Consider the following 25,386-nt stretch of genomic DNA (forward strand, 5'->3'; position numbering starts at 1 on the left):
TTCCCGAAATGGAATTAAAAACTAATGAAAAGAATACTAATACTTTTGTTTGTCATTATTACGCAGTTGGCAAATGCTCAAAATGCAAGTCCGGTATACCGACAATTTTCTCACAATCCATACTTGTTTAACCCTGCTTTTGCAGCTATAGACAACCAGGCATCTATTGGCATTGTTTATCGTAAGCAATGGGCTAATTTTCAGGATGCTCCAACCAGCGCCGGCCTGAACTTGCAGGTACCCGTAAACCAAAGAATAATATTAGGGCTAAACCTCAATACAGACGACCAAATACTCATGCAGAACAGCACCTTCAAAGCGTCATTTACCTATGTGGTTCCGATAAGTTTTGATCAGGCATTGCGTTTTGGTCTTTCCGGGGGTGTTGGCATGAATACTCTGGACCTAAGCAGCGAAGAACTGAACACCAATGACCCAGTAATTATGCAAGCTGCAAACAATAACTATTATGCCGATGGTAATTTCGGAGTAGCCTATACAGCGGGCAAGTTCAGAATGGGATTTGCTCTCACCGATCTTTTTCAGTCAGACCCATTCGGCACCGAAACTTTCAATAAATTCAGTTTTACAAATCTCAAAAACAGACTTTACACTGTTAGCTATGCCTTCGATCTAAGTACGGGCGCTGGCGTGACACTGGAGCCATGGTTTATGTACCATGAAAACCAAGATAAGCTTCAAAACTATTGGGAGGCAGCAACGCTCATTAATTTCAATAAAAAAATCTGGACAGGAGCCAGCTACAATCAAAACAGAGGGCTTGCACTATTGTTTGGGATGAATATCATGGAGAAGATCCGCTTCACTTATAGCTATGAGTTCCCTCCTGTTGAGTCATCCATAACAAATACCAGTTCTCATGAGCTTCAACTTAGCATGAACTTTGGCAAGAAGTACTCTTCACCTTCGAAGGTTTCATCGATTTATAACAGAGCCAAACGTAAGAGGTATAAAAGGATAAAAAGGAGCAATGTCAGCTTTATACAAAAACAGAAAAAACCTCTTCCTAAAAAGCCTGCTGAAGAACCTTCAAAGGATACCCCTGCTCCTGTAATAAAAGAACATGAGGGTGAAGATATAAACACTTCAATGGTACCTGTATCTGACTCCGACATTGCTATTGACGAAGAAGCACCTAAACAATACTATGTTATCATAGGGGCATTCGAGATCATGGAAAATGCGGTAAAATATCAGGAGTTCATCACAAAAAAAGGGTATCAGGCCGAAATCCTCCCGGATACAGAGAGTGGATACAATTACGTTTACCTGAACTCTTCACCTGACCAGGATGAAGCAAGGAATTTAAGGGATGAATACCAGGAACTGCCTCTTTTTCGCAAAGCTTGGGTATTGGAAAAGGAATAGTAACGTTGGTTTAGGTTGATTAATGCCCGCGGAGAGCTCTCATTGGATCTCCGCGGGATACTTTTTTCTACAATTAAAAAATGGAATGAAATATGCTTCCCGATTATAATTTTATTTTGATTTGGCGCTATAAACCCTGACATGGTTTCCCGTTCTGACCACTTCTTGCATCTGTGGAATGTCTACAGTGAAACAGCTTCCTTTTCCGGGCATACTAACAAAATCAATAGTACCTCCGATAATATCCAAGTATCTTTTGACCAGATGTAGTCCAAGACCAGTACCTTGAATATTACTGACATTGTTTCCCCTGAAAAATGTATCAAATAGCTGAGTTTGATCCTCAACAGGAATACCTATACCCTCATCCTGAACCGAAAAAGTAAATGCCCCTTCAGTGCTTTTAGAAACAAGCCTGATCTTTTTACCCTTAGGTGAATATTTGCTGGCATTAGAAAGAAGGTTATTGAGGATATTGGTTAAATGTACCTTATCTACATAAATCTCTTCTGTAGTGCCTTTATGCTTATACAAAATTTCCTGTCCTTCCTTTGTTACCAGCGTATCAATAATTTCAGCACAGAATTTCTTCACGTTAAATTTCACAGGGTTATTGCTCAACGTTCCATCCTCAATTTTGCTCAGAGAAAGGAACTCACTGAGTATCTCTGTAAGGATTTTGACATTGCTTTTTATCCGGTGCAGATGCTTCTGCACTGCATTCCGGTTGCTATCTCTCTCAAACTGCTCAATCAGGAATACCGAGGAAAGGATAGTACTCAAAGGTGTTCGAAATTCATGGGAAGCCAGGGAAACAAAACGGGACTTCATATCATTTAATTCCATTTGCTGTTTCAATGCCTTGAGGGTCTCCAATTCTACTTTCTTCTGCCTGGTTAAATTAAGCAACACTACCAAAGCTCGAGGTATACTATTTTCTTCGATAGCTGGTACTGCATACAACCCATATATTTTTTCACCGACCGGTACTTCAAGGTAAATATTTTCACCCTCAAAAACTTTTTTCAACTGTGTTTTTACCAGCTCACTGCCATTAGCCGAAATCAGATCAAACAGATTTGTTCCAAGTAGATCACTACTTTGACATCCCAGCCTCTTCAATTCACCACCATTTACATATATGTACTTGAAGCTATTGTTTATAAGTCCTACTATACCATCCGGAAAATTGCTAGCAATAGCATCTACCAACCATTGCCGCTGCTCAAGTGCTTCCTCCTTCTTTTTCAGCTCCTCTGCCTGAATGATACAAGTAATATCTGTTAGGACTCCAATGAAGTGTGTTACTCTTTTTTCCTCAAAAATGGGTGTCAAACCCAGACTGAGCCATACCTGCTTTTTACCTCTGATGTATTTCAAAAGAACCTCAGTCACCACACATTTTTTTGTCAGTGCAGTTTCAATTTTTTTAACTGCATCCAGCCTGAGTTCACTCTTGGGAATGAACCGACTGAACAGTTCATTTTCTACCCGACCAAATGTCAACCCTGTAAGCCTCCGAAAGCCTTCATTTACCCATTGAATTCTACCCTTATGATCGGTAATCATTACTCCGTTATTGGTATACCTGGCCACCCATGATAACTTGCTGACTTTCTGCTCTGCTTTTTTCCTGTCAGTGATGTCGAGCATACCAACCGAGACAGATTCCATTTCTCCATTTTCATCCAAAACAGGCGTAAAATTGAAATTAAAAGTACGAGAAAACCCTTTGCTATCAATTAACTCATACTCTTTCTGTACAGTCTTACGGGTTAGAGATTGCAGAAAGTTCTCTGAAAAAATATTATAATGGTCGTCATCTATCTCCCCCAGCCCAGCCCCTTTCACCAGCCTGATTCGAAAAAACTTCTTCATGACCTTTTTTGCTGATTCATTGAAGGCTGCGACTTTATAATCTGCATCAAGAAGTATGAAAGCCTGCAGGTTGTTGTTGATTAGTGCCTGAATATTAGCTCTTGATTCACGCAGCAGCTGTTCCTGCATTGTAAGGGTTTCATGAGCTACCTTTAGCTCCTGATAAGTAGAGTGCATTTCCTCATTAGAAGATTGAAGCTCTTCGTTTGCGGTTTCCAGTTCTTCATTAGATACACAAAGTTCCTCATTCAACGATTGTAGTTGTGAGTTTGAATATTCAAGCCTATCTATCAACTCCTGAAGATCTGCTTTGGTATTTTTTAGCTCTTCTTCAAGCTCTGTGGCCCTGGACTGTCCCTTTTTAACAGATTTTACCGTATGCAATTCACTTTTTCCATGGGACACTGCGTCAAATGCTATCATGTAAAATTGATCGGCTGTTTTCTCATAAAGCAGAGGACACATGGTAAATTGCACATAATGACTATGACCGTGACTATTAAACTTGCATACCTGACTCTGTACCTCTCTTTTTGATTTAGCACAATTCAGCGCAAGCGATTTTAGTTCTACTCGGAGATTCTTATGAGCCAAATTTATGGCGTTGGCATCCACCTGCCCAGGTTGGAGTCCCATATACAAGCTTACATCTCCACTAATCGCCTGTATATTAAGACTATCATCAACCACCACATAAGGGTGTTTAAAGGTATTATATAGCGTTTCCTTAACCATTTCAGGGATGGGAATTTCTCCAGATGGCTTTGACCGATGTTGTAAAGGCGGGTTTCCGTACTTAATCCAGCGTATAGCCTTCTCTGCTTTGCGTTGATAAATTTTTGCCTCAGCCTGAACTGTTATGAACCAATCTGTAAATTTACCCACTGACTCGGATTTGCCTAGTACCAGGTATCCACTGGAGCTTAGCGCAGTGTAGAATACCCGAAAAATCCGCTTCTGAAGGTGCTTATTAAAATAAAGCAGAAGATCGCGACAAACAATCAGGTCTAATCTTAGAAATGGAGGATGATAGCTAAGGTCATGATGTAAAAACAAGATCATCGACCGGACGCCTTTGCTTATTTCATACATGTCTCCATTGATCTGCTTCAGGTATTTTTCCCTGTACCGGGATGGAGTCTTTTCAGTAGACTCTTTATCATAAATACCTTTGCGCGCTAAGGTAAGTGAACTGTCGTTAATGTCAGTGGCAAAGATCTGTACCGGAATATTCAGCCTCTTTTCTCTTAACTTGGCATCTATGATGATTGCCAAAGTATAGGCTTCCCCCCCGGTAACACAACCAGGCACCCACACGCGCAGTGATCCTTCGAGTTGTTTTGAATCTAGCAACTTTTCTATATACTGCTCCAGTAACTCAAAAACGACAGGGTCCCGAAAGAGGCCAGTAACATCGATCTGCATTTTTTTGAAAAGGATATCAGCTTCTTCAGTATGCTTTTTTAGATAGTTGTAATATTCGTGTAATGAAGAGTACTGGAGTTCGGACAATCGTTTTTCTATCCTTCTGAGCAGTGTTTCATATTTATAATTACTAAAGTCCGCTCCCACAACCTGCTCAAGTAATTGTATAATACTATAGAATGCCTCCTCCCCTATTATTTTTGGGCTAACATGTTGTTCAGGATTGCTTATAATATCCCCCAGCTTTCTTCCCATCTCTTCAGGGGAAAGTATCCAGTCAACAGGAGTGGCTTCAATTGTAGCCTCCGGCATACTTATAAATTTAGCAGTATCAAGATCCTGTACCAGTGTAATACCACCTGCCGATTTAATCTCTTTCATACCGTCGGCGCCGTCGGTTCCCCCGCCAGAAAGGATCACCCCGATCAACCTAAAAGGATGATCTTTTGCCAGAGAAGAATATAACAGATTGAGAGAGGGCTTGGGGTCAGCCACGGCTGGAGTTTTATTTAAAAAAAGTTTACCCTGCTTAAATACAACTTCCTGTTTGGGCGGAGCTACATATAACATTCCGGACTGCACGGCAATACCGTTCCTAATCTCTGCCACATCAAGACCTGTTCTGGTGGCAAGTAGAGTTGGCAATAGGCTTTCACTATCCAGATGCTGCGCTACAATAATGGCGAGATTTTCAGCATTTTTTGGAATACTGGATATTAACTTTTGTAGAGCCTCCAACCCTCCTTCAGACGCTCCGATAGCAGCGATAAAAAAATCCGCTGACTTATTTTTATTTTTTACGGCCATATAATGCCGATTTACATGTAACAGAAATCTATAATATACTTAAATTGTATCGATTACATTATTAGTAAAGGTACAAATTCAACAGCTTGCGTTCCATAATAAGATATGTTTTTTTAAATCATTCACGCACTGATGACGCGGGTAAACTGTACATAGAAAACGATGTTTCTGTAAAAAATTTCAGCAGCCAGTATTAGGTGTACCTTTCCAAAAAAATACCTTCTGGCTCCTGGCCATGACCTTGGGAACCTGAAGGCACTAATAAAATACAATTCCTGAATTAGGATATTTCTATCGTCTTAACAGGTTTTCCCTTAGCTTCAGGCACTTTGGGAAGGTGCACCCTGAGTATACCACTTTCGTATTCTGCTTTTATATCATCAGCCTGTACCGTTCGGGGCAGGTCAAAAGAGCGATAGAAAGATGTATAATCAAACTCTCTGCGTGTATAGCTTTTATTCTGCTCTTCAGTCTGTTCCTCTTTTTCTACATTGATCTCTAGTATGTTATTATCAACATCTACATGAAAATCCTTTTTGGTCATACCAGGGGCAGCTATTTCTACGAGAAACTCATCATTGGTTTCCCTTATATTGGCCGCAGGCACCCTGGAATAACGGGATGGTGTAGAGAAAAAACTATCCATGTCAAATAAATCCATCAGGTTGCTACGCATTCCGGGCAGCACATCCTTTGTTCTTCTTGTTAATAGGGACATTATAATTTTAATTTATAAGGTTAAGTGATTATTTTTCATTAAAGGACTACGGAGGCCGCCTTTTTGTTGACCTCCCATTCGGCCAGGTCAGACAGATCCTCATCAATGGATTTTTCTTGCTCAAGTGCTTTATGAAGATTCGCCGCTATTTCATCCTGACCTATTTCCCTGGCATAGGAAGTCAACGATCCGAAGCCGGTTATTTTGTTATGATTTAATCGCTGAATGGAATTAATAATGGCCGCGTCACGCACTTCAGCATCCTTACTGCGTTTTATCAGGGCTTTTGTTTGCTTAATAATGGACTCACAGCATAAATTCTTTTCGCCTTGCCCCTTTACTCTTAACTTTTTAAAAGCTTCATCCAGATAGCTTATCTCAGTTTTGGCCATTTTTAATTGGCGGTCTATGATGGCTTTTAGTTGTTGATTAGTGGCATCCTTCAGAATTTCAGGCAATTCTTTTTGTTCCTGCATGGCAGCATCATGCAACTCTCTTCCTTGTTCCAGGAAAAGATCCTTAAGATTTTCCAATTTTGTTGCCATAATTAGTGATTTTTAGTTAGATAATTAGGTTATGATATAAAATTAGCATATACACAAAGGCAGCCCAATGACCCATGTTGTCAGAAGGCAAGATTTATATCCTGGGAACCTGATGATCAGAGCGATGGGGGCAATGCAATTTAGAACTTCGAATAATACATGTATTTCACCCTTATTTATCCTGGATAAGCATCCGTTTAGAAGGTAAGTCAGCTCGACTTGGTGCTACTTAAAATCTCCTTATAGTATTTGTTCACCTGAATAATTTGCTGGTCCCACTGATGCTGCTGGGCAAAAGCATAGCCATTCTGTCCCATTTCCTTTCGATGCTGCGGGTTCTGGTACATATATTCAACAGCTTCTGCCAACTCTTTTACTGTGGATTCCGGTTTCGTCACCGGTACTTTTATTGCCGCATTGGAAGGTATGTGATCACGCGCCCCTTGGTGATTAAGGGTAATAATGGGAAGCTTAAAAGCCATGGCTTCCAGAAACTGAGAGCCAAAAGAATCACGCAAGCTGCATAGCATAAACACATCGTGTTCCTTATATGCAGCCTTTACTTCATACCACGAGACCTGCCCCCGCCATGTCACATGCTCTTGAACACCATAGTCTATCAACCATTGGTTCACTCGGCACCCCAATTTACCGTCGCCAAGGATAGTCAGGTGAAAAGGAATGTTTTTCATCTTCACTTCTTTTAGCGCCTCTAGCACCAGGGGAAGACCCTTGCGCGCAAATATCCGCCCAACCCAAAGTATCCTCAGTTCATCGGACTGACTATGGTTTGAATCTTCACTGTCCGTAAAAAAATCATTTGAAAGTGCTGTATCCAAAAAGACCCTGACCTTCTCCCCTCCCATCGATTTCACCTTCTCCCATGTATCATTATTTGATGCCAATATCAGATCAGCCTGTTGTATTGTCTTCATAAAATCAGGGTTAAAGGCCATCAGCAACTCACTGGTCCATTTCCTAAAAATCTCCATATACCAACCTCTTACAAAGTATTTTTTAAAAGCCACAGGAGCAAAGTTATTCCCCCCTACAGGACCGAACACAAAAGGCTTCTTCAACCTCCACAACCCCGCCCCTAACTGCAAACTACCTAAAGTTACATGGTGAAGAAGGTCGAAATTTATTTCTTTATCGATAGCCGCAGCTTTACGAGCAGCTTTATGCTGCCACACCAAGTAGTGTAGGTAAATAAAAGGCTGGTAACGGTACAGGTAATTGATCCAACGAGGTACATCAATGAATTCCACATGTATTTTTAGAGAAGGATAGTGTTTTAAAGCTTTTTTAATAGCCTCCTCTCCTTCCCTGGTGGTAAAGCACCATACCTCATGTCCCAGCATGGCATTCCCCAAGACCCAATGCCAACCGTTACCAGGTTCTGAACCCCGATCAGGAATGCAGGCATATGCGGAGATCAGCAGCCTCATTTCAATGAATTAAATAACCAAAAATACGCTGTATATAGCCCTTCAACAGATGCATAGGCACCAATCCTGCAGGTGAGTTCCGCAGGGTATATATAGTAAAATTGCGTAGGTTGCCTCCACCTTTAATCGTAAACAAGTGATTGTAATAGTTTTTAAGGCTCTTTTTATTTCTAATCTTGTGATCACCTCCCTCCTCAGGGTAAGTAAACAGGTGGGCATCATAATTACAGTAAACTTTGAAACTGTTTCGCCTGGCCATTACCGTAAAATCATAATCTGCCATATAATGAGGTAATTTCTTCTCCTCAAAGAGCCCTATGACATCAAAAATAGCTCTGGGTACTAACAATCCACGTCCCGGAAACAGAGAAACCTCATGTAACCCCTTCCAGTCTTTTTCATCCAACTCCTCCAGGAGGTATCTGGACGTGTTCCATATCTTATGTGTGATCTCTCCACCATAGTAGGGCTTCAATGTATCAAAATCTATTTCCAGCGCTCCAAGTAATGCATATGGCTCTTTTGCCGACCAATACAACATCTTTTCCATAAAATCGACTGCTGCTATGGTATCGTTATTCATGGTCATTACGTATTCAGCACCGGCATCCAGAGCATGCCTAATACCCAAGTTCACTGCTGCTGTCCAAAACAGATTCCCATTTCCCTTAATTATTGTTACTTCCGGAAATTCCTGTTCCAGCATCTCTTCTGTTCCATCAGTAGAGCCATCATCGACTACGATAATATTATGCTCATGTACCGTCTGGCGCTCCAGGGAAAGCAAGCAGTTTCGTGTAAATTTCTTTCTATTATGTACGGGAATAACTATTGATACCATCTCCGGAAATTTTTAAATTCACCTGATTATTTATGTCATATCTCTTTTGAGACTTACCCGGACTATCGACTACCATATATGATAGTAACCAGCTAAAAATAATGGCTCCGAGACTCTCCAGATATAAAAATGTATCCACTTCCATAATGAACAGCAGAAATATTAAAATGGCCAGATACATTCCTTTTTCCTCATTATTTGTGAGCGCAGGCCTGTAATATTTCAGTGCCTTATAGAAAAGAAGAAAAAAAATGATCAGCATAAACAATCCCTGGCTTACGAGTATCTCCAAGGATGTGCTATGCAGGTGCATGTGATATGCTTCCTGCTCATTCCATAAGCGAGCTACATTGGAAGTGATTTCCAGAAAATAGTGCCCGCGATAGCCATTGCCCAGTAAAAGTCCGCGTTGATCGTAAAGCAGCCAGTTGAATGCATCCTGCCAAAGAAAGGCCCTCCCATTGAATGTACTGACATCGATAAGGTCCACTCGTTTAAGTATGGAAACAAATACAGGCAAATTCAATATTTTATAGATCAGTAAACCTGTATTTAAAAGAATGGGCAAGGTAAAAACAGAGACCCAATAGATACTCTTCACGCTCCTTACTGCCTTCAGCAGGATCAACAACAGGACCACCAGGAAGATCATGGTGGTTAGTCTTGAATTGATCAAAAAAAGAAGGACAAGGTTCAATGAGAAATAGACTAACCAACCCGTCAACCAACCGATGTGCTTTTGCGCAGAACGAAAGTAGTACGCCAGCATTAAGCTCAATATGGCCACCAAACAGGCTCCGCTGTAGATACCATCTATAAAAGGAAAGTTGACCCGACCTTCAATACTATGAAGGTTGTTGCTAAGGCCAAGAGCAAAATAACCTACAAGGTTGATCAATAACAACAAGGTCAGACTAATAAAGGTAAGCCTGACAAGTTCTGTGCCCTTTTCATTGTAAAGGTGGACAACGACGAAAGCCTGAAATGGCATTAGAATTACTATTGACCTGGCTATGGTAAGTGATTGTGTAGTATCCGGCAGGTTTTTTCCAAGAGCAATAAAAAGGGAAGCCACAGTTGACAGGAGAAACAGCACCACCGTCAAATACCAGATGTTCACTCTAATTTGGAATTCTCTACGATACAAAAGATCCACAAGGTAGAAAAGTACAATAAGCACATAGGGTGCAGCCGAGACCAGGTATCCTAAAGAAGGACTTTTTGAGGCTGAAATATAGGTTCCCAGGCCAAAAATCGGAAAGCTGGCGACAAACAGGATGTTAATGATGTCTTTTTTGTACACCATCAGTGAAGTAGCTTAACAAGTTTTTTTCCACTTTTGAGCAATGCTTTGGGCATTACTCTCTTTATCCTTTGCTTGGTTCGTGACCAACGGGTAGTACAAAGGCTTTTGAATATTTCGCTATCCCTCAGTCTATCTACCATTACAAATTCCGGATGCTTCAGAGGGAGATCCATTTGCTCCAGCTTTAAGCTGCTAATGACTGAATTACTATTGACTGTGTGGGTTGCATCATCACCGTAGCCCAAGTTGACCACCAGATTTTTAGATGGTACCGCCGTGAAGCCGGCATTAAGCATTCTGGCATATTGCCACTGATAGTCCCATGAAGTGGGGTATTCAATACCGGTATAGGTCCTGTCAAAGGCATATTGGAAGTAATCCTGCTCATCTAACGACTGAAAGTACTTGTCATGGTACTTTTTGCGGCCCACTTTTTCGTAGTACTCCATCTTATAGCTAAAGAGGTCCCAGGCCCGCTTCCAGGTAGCCCAACCCCATATGTAGTTATGATTGGAAAAGAAGTAGGAGTATTCATAATCGCGGTATTGTTCTGGCAAAAGGTTATTTCCACCTATCTGCATCACGCGGGTATCATGCCTGTAATATGCGAGCATTTCAGCACAAAATTGAAAAAAATCCTGAGCAGGAAGACAGTCATCTTCCAGGATAATCCCCTCCTCAACATGCATAAAAAACCAGGTGATAGCCTCTGACACTGCCTCTCCGCACCCCTGGTTCTCCTCGCGAAATAACGTGCTTACCTCACACTCCCAATCTACATTAGTAGCGATCTCCCTGACCATACGGCATTTTTCTGATTCTCCGACTTTATCCTTTCGCGGACCATCGGCTGCTATAAACAGTTGTCGGGGCTTTGCCAATCTGATGGCTTCGAAAACCTGCCGGGTAACATCCGGCCTGTTGAAGACCAGAAAAAGAACAGGTACCTGAAGTGATGCTTTATTCCCTGTATTTTTCATTGGTTATACTTTTATTTTTGAGCGGACAATATCCTTAATCAGATTCTTGAAATATTTTCTATCAGAAACAATATCCCTGACCACAAATGGTGGATGCTTCAATGGCATCGTTATCTCCAATGCCTCCATATCTGCACTTTTGCTTCTGCCATTGGTAGTATGCGTGGCATCCATTCCAAACCCCAGGTTTCTGACAAGGTTTTTTTGTGGCACAACCGCCAAACCAGAATGGATAAAGCGAGCAAAATCCCACTGATAATCCCACCAGTCTACCGTACCTCTTCTGGCTACTGTAAGATCAAACTTCCTTAATCTGTAAAAGCGCTCTAACGAATTCAAAAAGAACCCATCAAAATATCCTTTGTTCTTCAGCTTTTGATAAAGGGAAATATCAAAATCAAACAGCTCCCAGGACCTTCTCCACGTGGCCCAACCCCAGATATACCCACTTCTGGAAAAATAGTAGGAGTAGTCATGATCATGCTGCCAGCCATGGAGAAAGTTGTTTCCTCCAATATGCATTACCCGTGCATCATCACGATACCGTTCCAAAAGCTCCTGGCAGAACCAAAAAAAGCTTTGAGATGGCAGACAGTCATCTTCCAAAATGATACCTTCCTCTTCATGCTCAAAGAACCAGGTAAAAGCAGATGAGGGTGCCACTCCGCAATTTAGGTTAGTATCTCTAAACAACGTTTTAACCTCGCACTCCCAATCTACTTCATCTGCTATTTTACGGGTTTCTTCACACTTTGCTAAGTCTGAGGGTACGTGTGGCCGGGGTCCATCTGCCGCGATGTATAGCCTGGGTGGTTTAACCTTTCTTATAGCTTCAAACACTTGCCTGGTGGTGTCTGGCCGGTTAAAGATTACCATTAAAACCGGCGTACGGAATTCCTGCATGGGAGTAGCTGTAACCATGTCTTTATTTTTTTCTAAAATTCACGCACTTTAAATAACTTATCCATGATACCCATCATTAAAGGTTATTGATCTCCATCATTCACCTGAGGTATACACTCGCTTGCACATATTGCGGTAATAGCCCGCGTAATCCCTGATCATTGCTACCACCTTGGCAGCAACATCAGAAGGCTTCGAATACTGATCTGAAAACCGGTAAAAAAACAGTTGCCGTCTGTCGTTATAGCGAACTGACAGGTCCTGCACCATATTCCCAAAACGGTCTTCGGGAAGTATTTCAACACATCCTGCTGAAAAAGCCGTTGGCAGCAGCATATTGGAACCATGAAAACCCACCACCACATGACTTTTACTGTATATATCACACCACTCCCTTTCAACATCCGTAGTTATGCAGTTCACACGGCTGTCATGAGCAGTACCATTGAAGCTACCGATTGTGCCAAGTCCGACAATATAGAACTCTGTATCAGGAAGTTCCTTTTGCACATACCGGATTGTACTTTCCACCAATTGCTTCTGCCGCTTTGAAAGTAACTTGCCTCCCATTTTCAACCACCCTATTTTGCGACAAACTCTATAAAACCAGTGATCTGCCTGATGCGGATGCCACCAGCGATCCTCACGGAGAACAAAGGTCACCCGCGGGGTAGTACCTGTAAAATTTTCAATATGAAAGGGTTCAACTCCTGTAAAGCGTCTAATGTCTACTTTGGTAAAATCGGGATGAGAGTAGGCATTACTCAGATATATGCGACCGAACCTCTGAAACTGGGCAGACACAAACTCCGAAATGGCACTATAGCTTTTTTTCAATTCCCCAAGCTTAAGGTCTACAATCCACGCTTCTGCACACCCGGCCGGAACCATCCATTCAAAGGCTTGGGGAATGATGAGTATCAGGCCTAACGATGGATGATTGTCTAGGTGGTGCTGCGCGTTGTAGAGTTTAAGCAGTGAGTGCCCATATAAAAAGTCAAGTGCATTTAAAATAACAACTTCATGATGTACCTTAAAAATCCGCCTCTCAACTGATACTTCCCGTTTGACTGGTGGAAACGCCTGCTGCACTATCTCTGCCAGCCACTGATAGTCCTGATGATGATGATAAACCTCCAGATTGTCTTTTGCTATGGCAAAAGGTACCTCCACATGGTGCCCTACGGGCAACATTTGGTAAAAGGAAAAACCGCATTTCCTACATGTGCAATCGATATAAGAATGCATACCGGCAATTCTCACATCTCCTGTCTCTACCTCCACTTGCGAATCACATTGAGGGCAACAAAAATCAGCGTAGGGTTGTGGTTTTAATGCTATCATCACTATCTCTCACGTAATATGATTTAACTTCCAGAATGAGAAAATCCCCTTAAACATGAGCTTCTGATTCCTTCTTGTATTAGCAAAGAAGAAGTCGAGCACAAAAATGCTGATGGTAAAGGATACGATGGTAGCGATGATCGCTCCTGTCGAGGCATAGACCGGGATCAGCCAGTAATTGACTGCAATATTTATAGCTGCGCCAATAATTGTAGCTATCAAAGAATATTTAAACAGGCTCTCATTAACAATGAAGACTGACTTAGCCACCCCCATATTGGTGAAAAACAGCCTGATAGCAAATAAGGATAGAAGGACACCCGCTACCTGATATTCTACCCCATAAAGGAAGATAATAATCTGATCCGCAAAAAAATACAGGGGAACAGCCACAATTACAAAGAGCAGAAACATCAGGCGGTAAAAATTTAACAGACGGCTATCATAAAGCTCACGGCTCATCTTCTTTGCTTTGGTAACAGCAGGGGTAAAGGTGTTCATAACCACCATGGGTATAAACCCAAATATTTCTATGATCTTTAGCGCTACGGAATACTGCCCGACCTCATAATTGTTTAGCATTTTGCCCAGCATTACCTGGTCGATACGGGCCTGGGTATGCAGTGCTATACCATATAATGTAAGCGGCCAGGCTTCGTTGAGAAGGCTTATGGCCAGTGTTTTACTGAAATTCCACTTGAGCATGGTGCCTTCTTTCTTCTTATAAATGTAAGTATATCCCAAGGCATTCATCATGGAGGTGAAAAGGATAACCCATGCAAACCAGACCAATGGCACCTGGTAATAAACCATCACGATCTTGGTCAGGCTACTCGCCAGATTTACAAACAGCTGAACTTTTACCACATATTTGGAGAGTACTTTGGCCTGAAAAAAACAATTGACAATTTCGAAAGCCTTGAAGATCTCGGCGGTGGCGATAATCACGATAAGAATTGTGGTAAACTTATCATTCTGTACGAATATCAAAACCCCGCAGAGGATTGTGAGAAGAACAAACGCCCCTCCCAGCTTAAGTATAAAACTAGTCCCCAGCAAATCATGCTTTCTATCCATGTCTTTGGCCAGCTCTCGTACAATAATCTGATCGAGTCCAAGCGTAGCAAATGCTGAGAATATGCCTACAAAGCTGATGGCATAATTTAAAAGCCCGTATTGTTCCGGCTGAAGGTAACGAGCGATATAGATACCCACCACCATAGCCACAAAAAGTGTAAAAACCTTTTCAAAAAGCAACCAGGAAACGTTTTGAAAATACTTATGAAAGCGTTCCGGTATCAACTGAAGCAGTATTTCAAACCTGGCTTTATGACTGGTAGGCTGCTCCATAGGTATAGCTATATCCGTTAAGCCTGGTTCTAACATCGTTTAAAAGAATGCTCACATTCCTGATCTTCCGTTCTTTATAGAGGTTATTTATTTTTGACAGGTGATACCTACTGGTATAGTTTGATCTGACCACGTAGATATTGGCATCGGTATGTCGCATCAGTATGATATATTCAGCCACATAGCCCACAGGCGGAGCGTCGATGATGACCGTATCATACAACTGCTTAAGATCATTAATGAGCTGATCCATTAATGGCAGGCCGATGAGGTTGAGAGGGTTAGGTGGGATAGGGCCTGAATTGATTATATGAAAACCCTCAATTTGGGTAGGGTGGATGATTTCCTTAAGGCTGCACCCCTTAACTAGATAGTTGGAGAGTCCTTTGCTGTTTTCTACATCAAAATATGCAGAAACACTGGGTCGCCTCATATCTGCATCAATCAGGACGGTTTTTTTGCCAGATTGCGCAATGGTAGACGCAAGGTTAACTGCACAAAATGTCTTACCCTCACTTTCTAATGAAGAGGTAAACCCAATAACATTCTTTTCTTTTCCCAGTGTCAGGTATTGCAGGTTGACTCGCAACGATTGAAAGGATTCGGTAAGCGGAGTTCTCTTTTCGGAAACAACCCTTGCCTTTTCATGCTTGCTCCCGTGGATAATGGAACCTATGAAAGGGATCTCTGTAGCCTTAACTATATCTTCCCTTGACACAAGATGATCATTCCAGAAGTCTTTCAAAACAATAAATCCAATCGGAAAAGCAAGCGTGAAAAACAACGCTGTAAGATATACTAATTTATTATTCGGTGACACCGGTCCACTACCAACTACTTTTGCACGGTCTACAACGGTTTTTTCCACTGTGTTGGAAGCAATTGCGATCCCTGCCTCTGCTCTTTTTTCCAGAAGGTAGTTATAAACATTATCACTAAAATCGAACTTACGTTGAATATTAACCAGTTCTCTTTCATTACCTGGTAGTCGGCTGAACTCTCTTTTTATTCTTAATATTCGTTGATCCAGATCGCTCAGAGCGATGCTGGTTACATTGATAATATTCTCCACATTTTCCTGTAGCGTATTTTTTGTATTCCGGATCTTTCGGTCCACCACCTCGGTAATAGGGTTTTGTTCTTTCGCATTATAGTTTAGCCCTGCCCGTTCCTGGTTCAGCTTCGAAAGTTCTATCAGTAAACTGCTTAGTAAAGGGTCTTCCAGCCCAAAAGTAGAAGGGGCCACCACATCGCCAAACCTGCCTTCTGCAAGCGATTTTGAGATATAGCTATAATATTTGAGTTTTACCTCTAGGTCAGCCCTTTCTGATTCAAGCCTGTCAAGGTTTTTACTTAGGTTTTCAGCCGTATAGTTGATATCCTGAATGTTACTCTTGGTGCGAAAATTTTCCAACCATCCCTCTACTCTTTTCAAAGAATCGGAAACGCCACTAAGCTGGCTATCTATGAATTGAATGGTTTTAACACCCAGTTGATTTTTCTTATGTAGCTCGTTTTGAAGGTAAACATCAAGTAGTTTATCAAGGAAACGGGCTGTTTTGTGAGGTACGTTTCCTCGCAGAGCTAACTCCACGATGTTAGATTCCCTCGAAATAGGATGTACCTCCAGGTTGGTCTGATAGGATTCAACAACAGCACTTAAATCATGAATAACAAAATAGTACCCGGTATTTTCTTTCGGGGCATAGAGCTCATTCGGCCGGATTACAAAGCCCAGATTATGGGTTCGGTAAGGCTTTCCCGCCACTACAACCTGTTTTACATTGATCTCATCAAAGGTATCTTCTATCCGGTTAGTAAGAAAATTATAGGCATCGACATCCCGACCCGTAGCCTCAATATTATAACCACCTTCTGGTAATGGCTCAATGTATATCGGCACATTGATGATCTGGTTGACAGTAGAATCAAGCTCCACAACAAAAGGAAAGTCGCCATACCTTTCTTCTGAATTAAAAGATTTCTCCATAAAATAGGATATACCAAAATCCAATCCCCTTATAGCTTTATTTACCATACTATAAGATTTCAATATCCCTATCTCATCTTCCAATTCGGTATCTGAGGTAAAAAGGCCCATGCCCTTCATAAACTCTTTTTCCCCCAGATCATTTCTATGCTCACTTTTAAGCAGAATGGAAGCTTTGATCTGGTAGATCTTTGTAGCGTATTTGGTGTATAAAAAGGCACCCGGCAACAGCAAAATGGCCGCAATGATGAAATAATGCCACTTCGAAAGCAGATATAGTACTATTCCCTTGATATTGATCTTATCATTCATCTCAATTAGAGTCTATGTAGCTCAAAATCAGCACAGTGGTGGTTGCCGCGGAAAAAAGTACGCTGAGCAGGTCAAGATTGGTACGTTTTACCGTGGCTTTCAGAGGCTCAACATAAAGCACATCGTTGGGCATCAGATAAAAGTATTCTGATTGCAGGAGCTTCGGATCGGTAAGGTTTATCAGAACTACCATGTTTCCTTCCGGGTGCTGCCGGATGAGTTTGATATTTTTCCTATTACCATATTGCGTCAGATCCCCGGCAAGCCCCAAGGCTTCCAGTATGGTTACCTGGTTGTTGAAAACATAATGATACCCAGGGTTCTTTACTTCACCCAACACAGTGATTTTAAAACTGAGTAGCTTAACAATTACAGTGGCATTGTTAAGGTACTGCTTGGTATTGTCCTGGATCACCTGCTGTACTTCTTCCAGTGTCATGTCTTTCACTGTCACCGTACCAATCACAGGCAAGGTGATCTGTCCTGCATCATTTACCGAGTAGCCCTCCAGATACAAATTGCCAGGAGCCATATATACAGGCCCCAGGCTGGGAGTGATATTAAAAATATCTGATATTTCAGTATTGCTGACACTTTTTACTTTTACAGAAATAATGTCGTTGGGCTGTATCCTATAGGGTTGCTTGTCATTTTGAATGAGTTTGGCTCTCTGTTCTGTAAAGCTTTCATCTTGCAAATAAATCATATTCTTGTTATAGTAACAAGAAGTCAAAGACACAATCAGTATAGCATAAAAGAAATATTTTATGGTCATAGCAAAGTATGTTATCTCTATCAGTGAATCGGTGACAAATTAGAACCTTACGCCCCCTTGATAAATGACGTCTCTCATCAAGAGAGAAAATCCTTATCATTTAAATATTCCAATTTTTACACCTTACACTCGGTCATTTTATTACCCTGAGATTAGTCACCTCTGAAAACCAATGGTTGATGTATTAAGTATCTTTAAACTGGCTTGACCAATAGAACATTTAGCGGTTTCAGGCTTCCAGGTCAATGCTCAAACTCGAACCGATCAAACTTTCTCAAATACAAGCCGGTAATGGTCCATAACTTCTCTTTCAAAACATACCCGGTTCGGGCTGACCCTGAATATAGCAACTCGATGCCTGAACTCTTCATCAGTGATGTACTTTGGCAGTAGTGATAAATACAGCCAGTATTTTTTGACATGAAACTTCCTAAATCTTTTTCTCCACTGGCCAATAGTCTCTATATAATCGAGCCGTCCATTGCTCTGAGAAATAAGCTTGAAGTAAGGCCGAGCATTTCTTTCTATCATATCCACGCCATATGGCAGCCATGACCCTGGAAATTCCTTCACCATAAGCGCACATATATATTCAGATGATCCTTTTTTGGCATAAATATCTATATCGTTATAATTGATCATATTTTTACCGAAAGTCATCGTTTGCAAATACAACCTGCCTGCTTTAGGTAACAAACGGTATGCTGTTTTAAAAAAATTATGGTAAATTTCTTCCTGTCTGCCTGCTTTCCAGTCTTCAATTGAACAAAAGTGTTCAAAAGCTCCCACACTGGCAATTGCATCAAAGGTTCCAAAATCTTCCGGCTTGACACTTCTGCAGTCTTTCACATATACATCAAGGCCATTTTTTCTGCAGGCGGTTGCCTGTCCACTGGATAATGTAAGTCCAACACAAGTTACACCATATTCCTTTATGACGTAACGCATGAAAGGTCCCCAACCACAGCCCATATCCAAAATGCGGCTACCAGTATGGGTTTTAAGGCTTTCAGCCATGTAATGATGTTTTGCTTGCTGAGCCTCCTCAAGCTGCAAAGAGAAATTTCCATCATACTTCGCCCCACTAAAGTCTCCCATCTCTCCAATACTCAAGCGAAAAATCTCATCTATTGTGGTATAAGTATAATCCAAATCACTTTGTTCAGCCATGGTATACTTTGTTAATTAGTCTTGCTTCTTCATCATGAAAACTTCCTCCTCCAACGATAACCCGCAGATAGAGAGCGAGCATATAGACGCTCCAGAGATATAGTTTTTAGCTTTAATACTATGCCCTCTATATCAACATATAGAAAACCAAGTATGTTTTCCTTTAGCAGCATAAATACCCCTAAAAGCTCTCTTCAGGGTATTGCAGCTGGCATGGAGTGAAGTAACTACTAAAACAGATACCAGCACAATTCTCTAAATATGCGCCCTTACTGTTTTAATAATGAAGTTATAACCTAGAAGATAGTTAATAGAGCCATACACTGATGAACGTCATGATAACAGACCCTATTAGCATGGCCATAACAAAAGCAATAAAAATAGCCGTGACTATGTATCGAATATGTGGACCTCTAACACGGGAACGCTCCCATGCCACATCGGATTTTATTGTTCTCATAGCTGTATTTGGTTAAGTTGAATTATTAAATTAATATGATGCTTTATGGATATAAATGATCTAGGTCTTTACAGTGCGATGAAAGAAATCATTAATTTGATTAAAAAGTGACAATCCTCAGTAGCTACTATTATTTAGTCTACCTTGTATGCACAGTTATCACTCTTAAGATTTCTGCTTAAGACACAAAACATCACTGCCTAGCTTTATCCTAGAATCCAATTCGTCATACTTGAAATTTGCACCTGGAGTGACATGATCCAGGTTGAAGGGCTTACCTCCTCGCAACTTTAACCACCACGGACTTCGAGATTGGCGTTTTACTGGTATGCGCATAGTGATTGTAAGGGATCAACACATTAGCTTCGGGAAAATAAGTGCCTATACACCTTGAAGGAATATCATAGGGGATTACCAAAAAGTTTTTAGCTATACGCTTTTCACCATCATAGTTACTCACCAGATCTACCTCTTCCTCCAGCTTCAATCCAGCTTGCTTAATATCCTCCCCATTCATGAGCACAACTCTTCTTTCGTGAAGTATACCTCTATAGCGGTCATCCAAACCATAAATGGTAGTATTGTACTGGTCATGACTGCGGATGGTCATCATCAGGTATTCATCATCAGCCTGTTTGTGATCGGGGTTTTTATTGACAGTAAAATTGGCTTTGCCGGTCAGGGTTTTGAAATTGCCCTCCCTTGCTCCGTTGGGCAAATAAAAACCTCCTGGCTTTCTTACACGTTCATTGTAGTTATCAAATCCGGGAATGGTCTGCTCAATAACATCTCTTATATGGTCATAATCAGAGACCAGGTGATCCCAATCAACATTACTTTTATCTCCCAGAGTAGCCTTGGCTAATTCTGCTACAATCTTAGGTTCGCTAAGCAAATGTGTGGAAGCAGGTGACTTCCCTCCTCTCGATTGATGTACCACGCCAGTGGAATTTTCAACAGTTACGAATTGCTTCCCGCTGTGCTGCATGTCCAGTTCGGTTCGCCCTAGACAGGGCAGAATCAAAGCAGTTTTACCATGCACCAAATGACTGCGGTTCAACTTGGTAGAAACATGCACGGTCATTTCACATTGCTCCAAGGCCCTGGCCGTTAGTTCTGTATCAGGGGTGGCTGAAAGGAAGTTCCCTCCCATGGCAAAAAAGAACTTTGCTTTTCCTTCTGCCATGGCTTTAATGGCTCCTACCACATCATACCCTTCCTTATGAGGCGGTTCAAAATTAAAAACCTCCTTAAGCTTCTTCCCAAACTCTGGCTTTAGCTTTTCCCAGATCCCCATAGTACGGTCACCCTGAACATTACTATGCCCTCTCACCGGGCAAGTTCCTGCTCCAGGTTTCCCTATGCTGCCTTTAAGCAATAGCAAATTGACAACTTCTCTGATATTGTCTACGGCATTTTTATGCTGGGTAAGCCCCATGGCCCAACAGGCAATTATTTTCTTTTTCCCAACCAGCAGATCAACAGCCTCCTCAATCTTCTCTCTTGTAATGGAAGTCTGAGCGATCAGTTCATCCAGGTTATATTTTCCAAGATCAGTGATCAAGTCTTCATAACCACTGGTACTATTTTTTATGAATTCATGATCAAGCACAGTGCCGGGAGCTTCCTTTTCCCTTTCAAGCAACAGCTTAATCATGGCCTTTAGCAAAGGAACATCACCATTAACACGAACCTGCAAAAACAGATCTGTAAGCTTGGTACCACTTCCGATTACATCCAAGGGCTTTTGTGGATGCTTGAACCTGATCAACCCAGCTTCTGATAAAGGATTGATAGTTATAATCTTAGCGCCATTTTCTTTTGCCTTTTGCAGGGCAATTAACATCCTGGGGTGATTGGTGCCAGGGTTTTGACCTATAATCATGATCACTTCAGCCTCATAAAAATCTTCCAGCTTAACGGAACCTTTGCCAATGCCTACTGTCTCAGACAAACCTGAACCACTGGATTCGTGACACATGTTAGAGCAGTCAGGCAGGTTATTGGTACCATACTGCCTTACGAAAAGCTGGTACAAAAATGCTGCTTCATTACTAGTCCTGCCTGAAGTATAAAATATGGCCTCATCTGGTGATTTCAATGTATTAAGCTGCTTCCCGATGGTATCAAAAGCAGCCTTCCAACTAATTGGCTCATAATGAGTGCTACCTTCTTTCAAAATCATGGGTTCCATTACCCTGCCACTTTTCCCTATTTTATAGTCAGACCATCCGGATAGTTCTTCAACAGAATATTTTCTGAAAAATGTGGCATCCACCCGGGCTGTTGTAGCCTCTTCAGCTACGGCTTTGGCTCCATTTTCACAAAACTCAACGACGGACCTCTCTTTATCGGGATCGGGCCAGGCACACCCCGGGCAATCAAAACCTTTAAACTGATTGATCTTCAACATGGTTTTGGTACCCTCCAGCACACCCACTTCTCCATAAATATGCTTCATGGATGAGACTATTGCAGGTATTCCTCCTGCTAGTTTTTGGGGGTGTGTCAATTTGATCCCAGTGTGTTTCTCCGGTGGTTGAGCCTTGATTTTCGAAGGGTCTGACATATCTAAAAATACCTTGTAATTCTCACATACTAAGTTAAAACAATCGCCACTATTGCCCAAGGTCTTTCCATGACTTAGGTAAGCTATTATTTTGTGCAGGGTATGGTTGCATCCTGACACCCTCTACAAATTCCGGCAATATTACAACGGAGGTGCTCCATAAAGTTCGTGAGGTATTGTGGGGTATCAGGCCTGTTGATGGTTACTGCGTACCACGTCCTAAATAAACCTTTTCGGGTAACCGGAACTACTGCAAGCCTTTTGTCATGCAAATAGGGCTCAATGATCCATTTCGCCAGCACTTTCACTCCCATTCCTGCCTTTACCATTTCTACCGCAGCCTCGGTGATTTGAATTGGAATAGCTTTCTTGGGCTGTACATTTTCAGGTATGAGCAGCTTTCTGTAAAGAGTCACCGTTTCCACCGGTAAAGAGTGAATAATAACCTTTTGATCAGCAAAATCTTTAGCCTGAACATATTTCTTTTTTGTCCAGGGGTGATCTGCGGGAACCAAAGCCAGTAGTTCATCAGTAAACAGTTCCGTAAGCTTAACGTTAGGGTTCTCCAGCCTTCCGCTGATAACTGCAAGGTCAAGTTTACCTTCAAGAATGTGACTAACGGGATCATTGGAATACTCCGGTAGTATTTCAATATCCACATTGGGAAATTCTTTATTAAAATCTACCATAAGTGAGGGCAACCAATGATAGCAAGTATAACATTCAGTGGCCATTCTTAATGAACCTCTGTCTCCGCTCACATATTTTTTCACTGAAATCTCGGTTTGTTCCAGATCATTGAGAATCCGCTCGGCCGACTCCAGAACAATCTTTCCTGCTCCTGTCAAGACCAGCTTTTTATTAACCCGGTGAAAAAGTGGGGCACCCAACTGAGTTTCAACTTCTTTCAACTGATGGCTCAATGCCGACTGCGACAAAAACAAGTTATCCTTGGCCTTTGAAAGGCTTCCTTTTTCAGCAACCTCTTTTACCAATCTCAGGTGACGTACTTCCATTTCATGTATTAATTATTTTCATAAATATAAGAAATTAAATTCATCATATTAATAGAACCAACAAAAATGCATGTCGTTAACCAGTGTACATCAAAAAACAATTTCACGACATGAAGGCACTGACACTTACCCCAAATTGCTACTGCATTGAAAACGATGTTAAACCCACTACCAACACAAAACAAAACACATGTAAAGCTGATGATTTTGCATGGCACTGCTACCTGAAACAGGAGGGAAAACACAACATCGCCTTATCACTTTTTACTAAATAAGATCAATGAGAATTAAAAATATTCTGCTATTGCTAGTGTTGGCCTCCATGTGGGGGCCATCATTTTTGTTCATCAAAGTAGCTGTAGCAGAAATACCACCGATTACGCTGGCAGCAACAAGAATAGTACTTGCTGCCGTTACGCTATACATTGTATTACTTATTAGCGGCTCCCGATATAAAAAATCAGCCTCATTCTGGAAGCATGTAGCTATTACAGGTTTCTTTGCCCAGTCCCTGCCATTTGTTCTTATTAGTTGGGGAGAGATCTATATCGACAGTGCTTTGGCTTCAATACTCAATGGTTTAACGCCATTATTTACGGTCATTCTGGCCAATTTTCTGATCGCAGATGAAAAAATGAACGTTCAGAAAATTACAGGAACTATACTTGGCTTTATTGGTCTGATTGTATTACTGTCTCCGAACTTTACTTCTGATATTAAGGCCTCTCTCTGGGGCATTCTTGCTATGACGCTGGCTGCAGCAAGCTACGGTACAGGCATGGTTTATACCCGAATCCACTTAAAAGGGACACCTCCTATGCATGCACCTGCGGCACAGTTATTAATTGCATCCATTTATATGGTCCCATTTTCATTATGGATGGACGGTCCCTTGGATTTGGCAGCCCTGTCATTTAATGCATTAGGTGCTGTAATGATCCTGGCGGTTTTCGGGACAGCCACTGCATATGTGGTTTACTTCTTAATTATTGAAAATACGAGTGCATCATTTCTTTCAATGGTTACATACCTCCTCCCCGTTTTCGGTGTAGCGCTGGGAGTAACCTTTCTCAACGAATCTATTTCAGTTGAGACTATTCTTGGCGCCATTTGTATTCTCGCCGGTCTTATGGTTGCCAACAATGTATTGAAAGTTGGTGTATTCGGTCTCAAGCCCAAAAGGGTTTGAACATTGGTTGATAAGCTTTGCCAGGCTTTTTGAGCTTGGTAAAGCTTTCTTTGTATCGTTATGGATGTAAAAAATGCATTTAAATGGCTATCACACGGAGCAACCCCCCTCCATTGAGTAACATAGCAATTTATATTTGAATGAAGTTTAGTATTCACTATATAAGGATTGCTTCTTCCTTCGCTCTTCTCTTATCGCAACAACGGCGATATATAAAACTCATCATACAAGTAAGAGTGACAAAGTGATCTCCTCATATCCGAATTCAGATTAGCGAAACCAAACCTTCTAATCAGGTTTTGCTCCTCCTGCCACCAGCAAAACGACGAAATAATAAATTTTCTTCTACCTCGTGCAACGTTTCGTATGTAACTTGCATCTACCCTTGTGAAGACACCTAAATGAAATTACAAATTCACAGATCGGAAGAAGAGGTACTGATCCGCCGATGCAGGAAACAAGATGGCCAGGCGCAGAAAGAAGTGTACTACAAGTATGCCTCTAAGATGCTGGCTATTTGTATCCGCTATATCAAGGAACCGGATCAGGCTGAAGATGTTATGATCAGTGCTTTCGTAAAGGTATTTGACAGAATTGATCAGTTTAAGGGTGAAGGTAGCTTCGAAGGGTGGATACGGCGTATAATGGTGAACGAGTCGCTAACCTATATCAGGAGAAACAAAGGGATGTACCTGGAGGTGGATATAGAGTATGCGGACAGGGAGCCAGACTACAACGCATTAAGCACTCACCTCGAGGCAGAGGACCTGCTTAATTTAATTCAACAACTGCCTATTGGTTATCGCACGGTATTTAACCTGTACGCTGTGGAAGGATATTCTCACAAAGAAATAGCTGAACAGTTAGGGATCAGTGAGAACACTTCAAAATCGCAATTAAGCAGGGCAAGAACGTTGCTACAAAAGCAATTATTGAACGCAGAGAAGACATCACAAGAAAAGATCAAATAG

Annotated in this window: 20 protein-coding genes; 4 read left to right on the forward strand and 16 right to left on the reverse strand. The window is 41.5% G+C overall.

Annotation, left to right across the window (positions count from 1 at the left end):
• The first annotated feature begins 24 nt into the window (after positions 1 to 24).
• The gene (locus JMN32_RS17460; RefSeq protein ID WP_202857645.1) at positions 25 to 1,389 is read left to right on the forward strand and encodes a PorP/SprF family type IX secretion system membrane protein; all 1,365 of its coding nucleotides are present in this window, start codon (positions 25 to 27) and stop codon (positions 1,387 to 1,389) included.
• Between the two features lie 111 nt (positions 1,390 to 1,500).
• On the opposite strand, the gene JMN32_RS17465 is transcribed toward JMN32_RS17460, so the two are convergent.
• The 16 genes from JMN32_RS17465 to JMN32_RS17540 all read right to left on the reverse strand — a co-directional run bounded on the left by JMN32_RS17465 (position 1,501) and on the right by JMN32_RS17540 (position 23,226).
• Positions 1,501 to 5,499: a CheR family methyltransferase gene (locus JMN32_RS17465; RefSeq protein WP_202857646.1), complete on the reverse strand. Its 3,999-nt coding sequence runs from the start codon at positions 5,497 to 5,499 to the stop codon at positions 1,501 to 1,503.
• 280 nt (positions 5,500 to 5,779) lie between these two features.
• Positions 5,780 to 6,217 (reverse strand): Hsp20/alpha crystallin family protein, encoded by a 438-nt coding sequence (locus tag JMN32_RS17470; protein WP_202857647.1) that lies wholly within the window; start codon positions 6,215 to 6,217, stop codon positions 5,780 to 5,782.
• A gap of 38 nt (positions 6,218 to 6,255) precedes the next feature.
• Positions 6,256 to 6,762 carry a YciE/YciF ferroxidase family protein gene (locus tag JMN32_RS17475; protein WP_202857648.1) on the reverse strand — a complete coding sequence of 169 codons (507 nt, stop codon included), beginning with the start codon at positions 6,760 to 6,762 and terminating at the stop codon, positions 6,256 to 6,258.
• Between the two features lie 209 nt (positions 6,763 to 6,971).
• Positions 6,972 to 8,210, reverse strand: coding sequence for a glycosyltransferase family 4 protein (locus JMN32_RS17480; RefSeq protein WP_202857649.1), 1,239 nt, complete (start codon positions 8,208 to 8,210; stop codon positions 6,972 to 6,974).
• Position 8,211: 1 nt separating this feature from the next.
• Complete coding sequence (locus JMN32_RS17485) at positions 8,212 to 9,051, reverse strand: glycosyltransferase family 2 protein (protein WP_202857650.1); 840 nt, start codon at positions 9,049 to 9,051, stop codon at positions 8,212 to 8,214.
• On the reverse strand, positions 9,023 to 10,357 hold the full coding sequence (locus tag JMN32_RS17490; protein ID WP_202857651.1) for an O-antigen ligase family protein: 1,335 nt from the start codon (positions 10,355 to 10,357) through the stop codon (positions 9,023 to 9,025). The genes JMN32_RS17485 and JMN32_RS17490 overlap by 29 nt, the downstream gene beginning before the upstream one ends.
• Positions 10,357 to 11,337, reverse strand: coding sequence for a nucleotide-diphospho-sugar transferase (locus tag JMN32_RS17495; RefSeq protein WP_202857652.1), 981 nt, complete (start codon positions 11,335 to 11,337; stop codon positions 10,357 to 10,359). Before JMN32_RS17495 ends, JMN32_RS17490 begins: the two co-directional genes overlap by 1 nt.
• Before the next feature lie 3 nt (positions 11,338 to 11,340).
• Positions 11,341 to 12,258: a nucleotide-diphospho-sugar transferase gene (locus JMN32_RS17500; protein ID WP_202857653.1), complete on the reverse strand. Its 918-nt coding sequence runs from the start codon at positions 12,256 to 12,258 to the stop codon at positions 11,341 to 11,343.
• A gap of 78 nt (positions 12,259 to 12,336) precedes the next feature.
• Positions 12,337 to 13,584 (reverse strand): hypothetical protein, encoded by a 1,248-nt coding sequence (locus JMN32_RS17505; RefSeq protein ID WP_202857654.1) that lies wholly within the window; start codon positions 13,582 to 13,584, stop codon positions 12,337 to 12,339.
• Positions 13,585 to 13,593: 9 nt separating this feature from the next.
• Positions 13,594 to 14,970, reverse strand: a complete 1,377-nt coding sequence (locus tag JMN32_RS17510; RefSeq protein ID WP_202857655.1) for a flippase — start codon at positions 14,968 to 14,970, stop codon at positions 13,594 to 13,596.
• Positions 14,912 to 17,236, reverse strand: coding sequence for a GumC family protein (locus tag JMN32_RS17515; RefSeq protein WP_202857656.1), 2,325 nt, complete (start codon positions 17,234 to 17,236; stop codon positions 14,912 to 14,914). The genes JMN32_RS17510 and JMN32_RS17515 overlap by 59 nt, the downstream gene beginning before the upstream one ends.
• Before the next feature lies 1 nt (position 17,237).
• The gene (locus tag JMN32_RS17520; RefSeq protein WP_238354526.1) at positions 17,238 to 18,011 is read right to left on the reverse strand and encodes a polysaccharide biosynthesis/export family protein; all 774 of its coding nucleotides are present in this window, start codon (positions 18,009 to 18,011) and stop codon (positions 17,238 to 17,240) included.
• Between the two features lie 264 nt (positions 18,012 to 18,275).
• On the reverse strand, positions 18,276 to 19,181 hold the full coding sequence (locus JMN32_RS17525; RefSeq protein WP_202857657.1) for an SAM-dependent methyltransferase: 906 nt from the start codon (positions 19,179 to 19,181) through the stop codon (positions 18,276 to 18,278).
• A 307-nt stretch (positions 19,182 to 19,488) separates the two neighbouring features.
• Entirely contained in the window at positions 19,489 to 19,641 is a 153-nt protein-coding gene (locus JMN32_RS17530; RefSeq protein WP_202857658.1) for a hypothetical protein, read from the reverse strand.
• A gap of 274 nt (positions 19,642 to 19,915) precedes the next feature.
• The gene (locus JMN32_RS17535) at positions 19,916 to 22,210 is read right to left on the reverse strand and encodes an FdhF/YdeP family oxidoreductase (protein ID WP_202857659.1); all 2,295 of its coding nucleotides are present in this window, start codon (positions 22,208 to 22,210) and stop codon (positions 19,916 to 19,918) included.
• 86 nt (positions 22,211 to 22,296) lie between these two features.
• Positions 22,297 to 23,226: a LysR family transcriptional regulator gene (locus JMN32_RS17540; protein ID WP_202857660.1), complete on the reverse strand. Its 930-nt coding sequence runs from the start codon at positions 23,224 to 23,226 to the stop codon at positions 22,297 to 22,299.
• 110 nt (positions 23,227 to 23,336) lie between these two features.
• Between JMN32_RS17540 and JMN32_RS17545 the strand changes: the two genes are divergently transcribed.
• The 3 genes from JMN32_RS17545 to JMN32_RS17555 all read left to right on the forward strand — a co-directional run bounded on the left by JMN32_RS17545 (position 23,337) and on the right by JMN32_RS17555 (position 25,386).
• On the forward strand, positions 23,337 to 23,501 hold the full coding sequence (locus JMN32_RS17545) for a hypothetical protein (RefSeq protein ID WP_202857661.1): 165 nt from the start codon (positions 23,337 to 23,339) through the stop codon (positions 23,499 to 23,501).
• A gap of 5 nt (positions 23,502 to 23,506) precedes the next feature.
• A complete protein-coding gene (locus JMN32_RS17550; protein WP_202857662.1) occupies positions 23,507 to 24,415 on the forward strand; it encodes a DMT family transporter in 909 nt (302 codons plus the stop codon).
• 401 nt (positions 24,416 to 24,816) lie between these two features.
• Positions 24,817 to 25,386: an RNA polymerase sigma factor gene (locus tag JMN32_RS17555; protein WP_202857663.1), complete on the forward strand. Its 570-nt coding sequence runs from the start codon at positions 24,817 to 24,819 to the stop codon at positions 25,384 to 25,386.

Origin of the sequence: Fulvivirga marina, from assembly GCF_016775155.1 — a bacterium.
GTDB lineage: Bacteria > Bacteroidota > Bacteroidia > Cytophagales > Cyclobacteriaceae > Fulvivirga > Fulvivirga marina.